Consider the following 6,539-nt stretch of genomic DNA (forward strand, 5'->3'; position numbering starts at 1 on the left):
GCAAGCACCTGACTGCTGCGATTGCATAGTCTGATTTGTTGACCGACTTGTTTGCGTTGAGTTTAAGTTGAGAATAAATGCAATTGTAAATGGCTGTGGTGAAAAGCCATGTTCGCAGGTTTCGGATCTCCTGCAAGCACCTGACTGCTGCGATTGCATAGTCTGATTTGTTGACCGACTTGTTTGCCTCGTGTTTTTGATAAAAATAAATGCAGCCTGAAATCAGCCGTGGTAAAAGGTTTTGTTGATGGGCGTAAAATTATTTGTGAAGTTTTTGAAAATAAACTTCGCAATGCGAATTTATTTCCCTTACATTTGCACCCACATTGCGAGGTAGAGCAGAGGTAGCTCGTCGGGCTCATAACCCGAAGGTCAGAGGTTCGAATCCCCTCCTCGCTACGAAGAGAAAAAGGCTTTTAGGTATTACCTGGAAGCCTTTTTTATTATTCCCTCTTAATCCAAATTTTTCGGCACTTCAACTTTGTCCCTACTGCCACAATGAATCTTTTCTCTGGACATATGATGACGATGACACGCCTCCTACTTCCTGGCACTGCAATAATTGCGGCTATTCCGCAAAAGAGGATGAGTCGTATGAAAGGCGATGCACGACCTGCGGCCGGAAAACCGAATGCAGGCTGGAGGATGAAAAGCATGTATATTGGTGGATTTCCGACTGCAATAAGGTGACGCTCATCCCTGCAGGTTAATCAATAGCAAAACATACTAAACACCGGCAGACGTTTTTGAATCTTTCCTGCCTATTCATAATTGTCAGTTTGACTTTTCACACAAATCTGTACATGTTGTAAATATTTTTTATGCCCCTGTAATCCACCGCCACAGCGGGTTCTATACAGCCGTTTCTTCTCCTTTTCCATTGATTCTCAAAAAATATTTGTCAGCAAAAATATTTCCCTTACCTTTGCAACCACATTGCGAGGTAGAGCAGAGGTAGCTCGTCGGGCTCATAACCCGAAGGTCAGGGGTTCGAATCCTCTCCTCGCTACAAAAAAAAAGTCAGAATCCCGCTCCCGGAGCGGGATTTGCTTTTTTATATACCTTCGGACTTACGCGGACGGATAACCGGAAAAGGCGCCACCCTTTGAAACTTGCCGAAGCTCTTCGGCTTTTTTTATTTGTGCTACCTTTGCACCCGGACCCCCGGGCCAACATCCCCCGTTTCCGTCCAACGAATTAAAATTCATTATGATGCATCGCGCAGGTTTTGTCAATATTTTCGGGAAACCGAACGCCGGGAAGTCGACCCTTCTCAACGCCATCCTCGGCGAAAAACTCGCTATTGTCTCCCCGAAAGTCCAGACCACCCGCCACCGCATCACCGGCGTCCTCACCGAACCCGGATACCAGATCGTATTCTCCGACACCCCCGGCATCATCGACCCGAAGTACAAAATGCACGAAAAGATGATGTCCGCCGTTAAATCCGCCCTGGAAGACGCCGACGTCGCCCTTCTCCTCATGGACGCCCGCGACAACCTCGAAGAATGCCTCGAACTCTTTGCTTCTCTCAAGCTCAAAGGAACTTCCATCCTTGTCATCAACAAAATGGATAACCTCGAAGCCTCCGCCATAGAAGCCCTCAGGGAAAAAGCCATCGCCTGGGGCAAAGCAAAATCCGTCATATTTATCTCCGCCATACAGAAGAAAAATATCGACCTCCTCAAAAAAGAAATCGTTCAGCTCCTCCCGGAAAGCGAACCCTTCTACCCGGAAGACACCCTCACCGACCGTTCCACCCGGTTCTTCGTGGCCGAAATGATCCGTGAACAAATCTTCCACCTCTTCGAAGACGAAATCCCCTACCACACCGCCGTAGTAGTCACGCTCTTCCAGGAGAAACAAACGCTGACGAAAATCTCCGCCGATATCGTCGTAACGCGCGAAACGCAAAAAGGCATCATCCTCGGCGAAAGAGGCCGCTCCATCCGCGAAATCGGATCCCGCGCCCGCCAGGAAATCGAGAAATTCCTCGACCGGAAGGTCTTCCTCGAACTCCATGTCAAAGTGCGCGACAAATGGCGGGATAACGACAATTACCTCCGTGAATACGGATTGCTTTAATCAACGAATTTAAAATCAAAACAATATGCCAGGGTTTACAGTAGCCATCGTAGGCCGCCCGAACGTTGGGAAATCCACCCTCTTCAACCGCCTCCTCGAACAAAGAAAGGCCATCGTGGACGACGTCAGCGGCGTTACCCGCGACCGGCAGTACGGCATCGCCGACTGGAACGGCAAAACCTTCAACGTCATCGATACCGGCGGGTTTGTCGCCAAGTCGGACGATGTGTTCGAGCGCGAAATCCGCAAACAGGTGAAAATCGCCATGGAAGAAGCCAACGTGCTGGTGTTCATGTGCGACGTTACCACCGGCATCACCGACCTCGATGCCGACGTGGCCGACCTGCTCCGCCGCTCTTCCAAGCCTGTATTCCTCGCCGTCAATAAAGTCGATAACCCGCAACGCCAGCTCGAAGCCGCGGAATTCTATTCCATGGGCTTCGAAAACATCCACTTCCTGTCTTCCATGACAGGCAGCGGCACCGGCGAACTGCTCGACGATATCGCCGCGCTCATCCCTGAAGAAGAACAGGCGACCGACGAAAACGAAGGCATCCCCAAGATCGCCATCATCGGCCAGCCGAACGTGGGTAAATCTTCCCTGCTCAACGCCCTCATCGGCGAAGAGCGCAACATCGTTTCCGATATCGCCGGCACCACCCGCGATACCATCCATACCCGCTACCGCCTCTTCCAGAAGGATTTCATGCTGATCGACACGGCAGGTATCCGCCGGAAAGCCAAGGTGCACGAAGACCTCGAATTCTATTCCGTGATCCGCGCCATCAAGGCCGTGGACGAAGCCGACGTTTGCGTCCTCATCCTCGACGCCGAAAAAGGCATCGCCGGGCAGGACCTCAGCATCTTCAGCCTCGCCGCCCGCAAAGGCAAGGGCCTCGTGATTTTCGTGAACAAGTGGGACCTGGTGGAGAAACAAACCAATACCGCGCGCGATTACGAAAAGGAACTCCGCAACCGCATCGCGCCGTTTACCGACGTGCCCATCATCTTCGGCTCCGTGATCGAGAAACAACGCATCTTCAAAGCCGTGGAAACCGCCCTGGAAGTATATGATAACCGCCAGCGCAAGGTGCAGACCTCCGTGCTGAACGATATCATGCTGAAAGCAATCGAAGCGCACCGCCCGCCGGTAGTACGCGGCACGGCGATCAAAATCAAGTATGTGACGCAGCTGCCGACCCACACGCCGGCATTCGCGTTTTTCGCCAATCTGCCCGACGATATCAAAACACCGTATAAAAATTACCTGGAGAACAAGCTGCGTGAACACTTTAATTTCCAGGGCGTTCCGATCAGGATTTTCTTCCGGAAGAAATAAAATGACGGGATTACATTATAATTTATTTTGTAATACAGCATTTTTCAATATCTTTGCGGCGTTTTAAAACAAACATCAACATGAAAAAATTATTCGTACTCGCTATCGCCGTTGGCGCATTCGTAGCTTGCAACAACGCAGCTTCTACTTCTTCTGACTCTACCGCCGTTGCAACTGATTCTGCAGTTGTTTCTCCCGTGGATTCCGCTGCTGTTGTAGCTGATTCTGCTGCTGTAGTAGCTGATTCCGCTGCTGTTGCTGCTGATAGCACTCACAAACACTAATTAGCGTTTGATGAAAGTATATGGTCCTTCCGGTGCAAACCGGAAGGATTTTTTTTTGTTTGGCACAGTCATTGTTTCGATATGGGAGTATTAAACCACAAAAAAAACCATATCTCAGATGAAAAAGTTATTTCTCCTTGCATTTGCCGCCGGACTGTTCGCGGCCTGCAACAACAACTCAGCTACCAACGAAGATTCTACTGCTGTTCCCACGGAAGCGCCTGCAACAATGGATGAAACCGCACCTTTGCCGGATACTTCCATGACAACGGATTCGCTGAACCTGAGCAACCCGGGCGCTCCCAATCCGGCCCCGACGCCGGGCACCGATAGCGCCACTGGTCCCCGTTAACACAGTATTATCTGCGTCAATGCATATAAATCCTTCCGGCCCTGCCGGAGGGATTTTTGCTGTTTGGCATAGCAATTGTTCAGGTGCGATACCCATTAAAAACGCACCTGAGCCATGAAACGAAGCCTGATCACCGTGTTGCTGCTCTGCAGCCTGTATGTTTTCGCCACCGCCCAGAATGATCCCGGCAGCTACGTATTCCGTTTTCCCGGAACAGACCTCCGCGGCCTGGCGCAGCTCCCGCAGCCCACGCGGGACAGCATCCTCACGGCTTTTTCCCGTTTCGATCCCGCCACGCTCGATTTCTCGCAAGCTTCTCCCCAACACGGCGAAACGCTCCGCTCGGTACTCGTGGATATGATGGAAACCGTCCGCACGGTGATCCGCAATCCTGCTACGGTAGCGGAAATGGATAAGAAGATGAGCGTTTTGCAGCAGAAAATGGACGAAGTGCAGGAAGATATAATCGAGGAAGACGAGCTCCGCCAGCTGAAGGAGACTTATGAGCACGACCGCACCCGCCGGATGCAGGAGTTTGAAAAGCGCACTTATAACAGCGATAAAGAGCAGAAAACGGCCAAACGCCAGCTGGACCAGGAACTCCGCGATCTTCGCCGGGATTACGAGGAAGAGCGGGCGCGGCTCCGTCACCGTTGATTCCCCCTTTCATGTCATAGGCCCGGTGCAGGGGAAACCTTACTTTTGAGGCAGAATACACCCTATAACCGAAGCCTATGAAATCCGCCCCCTTCTGGTATGCCTTGCGCATATGGCTGGCCAGTGTGGCCATTTCGCCCTTGCTATTCACCATCACTATTTTCGACCGCATGCCGGGCAACCTCGCACTCGATGGCGTGTTGTTCCTCCTGCTGTTAGCCGCCTCCATCCTGTTCGGCCTCCCGTCGCTGCCCGTTTTCAGCTACCTGGTGATGCGCAAATCCGCCGCCGGGGCAGACGACGCTGCCTTGCGGCATTACGCAGCCCGGTGGGCGCCGGTGATCCTGGCGTTGAATTTTGGCCTGATATGGATGGTATTGCGTTCAGATGTGCTGGCAGATGTATGGTTTTATCTCCGCCTGGTTGGCGCATATCTTTTCACCACACTGTTTTGCATACGGTACATGCGGCTCGCGCCGGCAATGAGTCATTAGTCGACGTAGGTTTTCAGGGCTGCTTTTTCTTTTTGTCAGGCAGCAGGATATAAATAACGTAGATCGCAATGATAATGCGTAAGATATAGGGGAACATCGTACTGCAAAATAATAAAAAAGCCGGAAGGGAAAGACCCGTTCCGGCATAAAAAACGGCCGGAGCGGGAAGCGCCGGCCGTTTGAATTTACGATCATTTTTGCGAGCTTAATTCTTTTATCGCCGCTTCGATGGCGGGGTCGCCGGCGTTGGAGACTTCATAGAAGCCTTCGCTGCGCCAGCGCTGCCTGGCCAGCAGGGCTTTGATACGGGTGCGGATTTCTGCGTTGTCTTTCGCCGTAGCGCGCGACATGTTCACGCCTTCCTCAGCAGCCAGAGCCCGGAAGCCGGCCATCATGGCTTCGCTCACGTTCCAGTCGCGGTTGAAGGAAGATGCGTCCTTAAAACCGCTGAACTCGGTGGCATTGGCGGTATAATATTGATACACATAGTCGCCGAACACGTTCCGGTTGTACAATTCGGTGAGCAGTTCGGAATAACGGGTGGTGTCGAACGGAATGAATACGTCCGGAGTGATGCCGCCGCCGCCGTAAACGATACTGCCGCTGGGGCCGGGTTTCCGGAACTTCAGGCTGGAATCCACCGGGCGGATGCTGTCGCCGTTCAGGAATTCGCCGTGGTTGTAGCGGTTGGCGATGTCTTCGTCATAAGCCTCCCGGCCATTGTCGTAGCTCTTCTGGATGCTGCGGCCGGAGGGGAGGTAGTAACGGGCAATGGTGAGTCGGAGGGTGGCGCCATTGTCGAGCTCGAAGGGTTCCTGCACCAGGCCCTTGCCGAAGCTGCGGCGGCCGATGATGACGCCGCGGTCCCAGTCCTGTACGGCGCCGGCGAGCACTTCGCTGGCGGAAGCGGAGCCTTCGTCGATCAGGATGGCCAGGTTGCCTTTCTCGAATACGCCGGGGCGGGAGCAGGTGTAATCCTGGCGCGGGGAGTTCTTGCCCTGCGTATATACAATGAGTTTATTGCCTTCCAAAACCTCGTCGGCCAGCCGGGTGGCCGCATCGAGAAGCCCGCCGCCGTTCTGGCGGAGGTCGATCACGAGCTGCTGCATGCCCTGTTTCTCCAGTTTGCGCGCGGCTTCAAGGAACTCTGTGTAGGTGGTGGCGGCGAATTTGCTGATTTTGATATAACCAACGCCGGGGGCCGTGATGTAGGCCGCATCTACGCTGTTCAGGGGGATAACGCCGCGGGTGATGGTGATATCCAGCTGTTTGGCGCCGCGCAGCATCTTGGTTTTCACCTGAGAGTTGCGGGGGCCGCGAAGCAGTTT

General features: G+C 53.0%; 7 protein-coding genes and 2 tRNA genes. 8 read left to right on the forward strand and 1 reads right to left on the reverse strand.

Features of this window, described 5'->3' with window-relative positions; translation table 11 throughout:
- The first annotated feature begins 327 nt into the window (after positions 1 to 327).
- The 8 genes from Q0510_RS10320 to Q0510_RS10355 all read left to right on the forward strand — a co-directional run bounded on the left by Q0510_RS10320 (position 328) and on the right by Q0510_RS10355 (position 5,211).
- Positions 328 to 399: transfer RNA gene (locus tag Q0510_RS10320), tRNA-Met, on the forward strand.
- Positions 400 to 937: 538 nt separating this feature from the next.
- Positions 938 to 1,009, forward strand: a tRNA-Met gene (locus Q0510_RS10325).
- Between the two features lie 200 nt (positions 1,010 to 1,209).
- Positions 1,210 to 2,085 carry a GTPase Era gene (gene era / locus Q0510_RS10330; RefSeq protein ID WP_298710802.1) on the forward strand — a complete coding sequence of 292 codons (876 nt, stop codon included), beginning with the start codon at positions 1,210 to 1,212 and terminating at the stop codon, positions 2,083 to 2,085.
- 25 nt (positions 2,086 to 2,110) lie between these two features.
- Positions 2,111 to 3,424 (forward strand): ribosome biogenesis GTPase Der, encoded by a 1,314-nt coding sequence (der, locus tag Q0510_RS10335; RefSeq protein WP_298710805.1) that lies wholly within the window; start codon positions 2,111 to 2,113, stop codon positions 3,422 to 3,424.
- Positions 3,425 to 3,504: 80 nt separating this feature from the next.
- Positions 3,505 to 3,708, forward strand: a complete 204-nt coding sequence (locus tag Q0510_RS10340) for a hypothetical protein (RefSeq protein ID WP_298710808.1) — start codon at positions 3,505 to 3,507, stop codon at positions 3,706 to 3,708.
- A gap of 118 nt (positions 3,709 to 3,826) precedes the next feature.
- Positions 3,827 to 4,060 (forward strand): hypothetical protein, encoded by a 234-nt coding sequence (locus tag Q0510_RS10345; RefSeq protein WP_298710810.1) that lies wholly within the window; start codon positions 3,827 to 3,829, stop codon positions 4,058 to 4,060.
- Between the two features lie 114 nt (positions 4,061 to 4,174).
- Positions 4,175 to 4,717 (forward strand): hypothetical protein, encoded by a 543-nt coding sequence (locus tag Q0510_RS10350; RefSeq protein WP_298710813.1) that lies wholly within the window; start codon positions 4,175 to 4,177, stop codon positions 4,715 to 4,717.
- A gap of 77 nt (positions 4,718 to 4,794) precedes the next feature.
- On the forward strand, positions 4,795 to 5,211 hold the full coding sequence (locus Q0510_RS10355; protein WP_298710816.1) for a hypothetical protein: 417 nt from the start codon (positions 4,795 to 4,797) through the stop codon (positions 5,209 to 5,211).
- Between the two features lie 191 nt (positions 5,212 to 5,402).
- Here the strand turns inward: Q0510_RS10355 and Q0510_RS10360 are convergent.
- On the reverse strand, positions 5,403 to 6,539 hold a 1,137-nt coding region (locus Q0510_RS10360), incomplete at its 5' end, for a S41 family peptidase (RefSeq protein WP_298710819.1).

Origin of the sequence: uncultured Chitinophaga sp., from assembly GCF_937874145.1 — a bacterium.
Lineage (GTDB): Bacteria > Bacteroidota > Bacteroidia > Chitinophagales > Chitinophagaceae > Chitinophaga.

What these genes read in the sequence shown, in the direction of transcription:
- era (WP_298710802.1), top strand. Translation starts at nt 1,210, where the DNA reads ATGATGCATCGCGCAGGTTTTGTCAATATTTTCGGGAAACCGAACGCC.
- Q0510_RS10355 (WP_298710816.1), top strand. Translation starts at nt 4,795, where the DNA reads ATGAAATCCGCCCCCTTCTGGTATGCCTTGCGCATATGGCTGGCCAGT.
- der (WP_298710805.1), top strand. Translation starts at nt 2,111, where the DNA reads ATGCCAGGGTTTACAGTAGCCATCGTAGGCCGCCCGAACGTTGGGAAA.
- Q0510_RS10345 (WP_298710810.1), top strand. Translation starts at nt 3,827, where the DNA reads ATGAAAAAGTTATTTCTCCTTGCATTTGCCGCCGGACTGTTCGCGGCC.
- Q0510_RS10350 (WP_298710813.1), top strand. Translation starts at nt 4,175, where the DNA reads ATGAAACGAAGCCTGATCACCGTGTTGCTGCTCTGCAGCCTGTATGTT.
- Q0510_RS10340 (WP_298710808.1), top strand. Translation starts at nt 3,505, where the DNA reads ATGAAAAAATTATTCGTACTCGCTATCGCCGTTGGCGCATTCGTAGCT.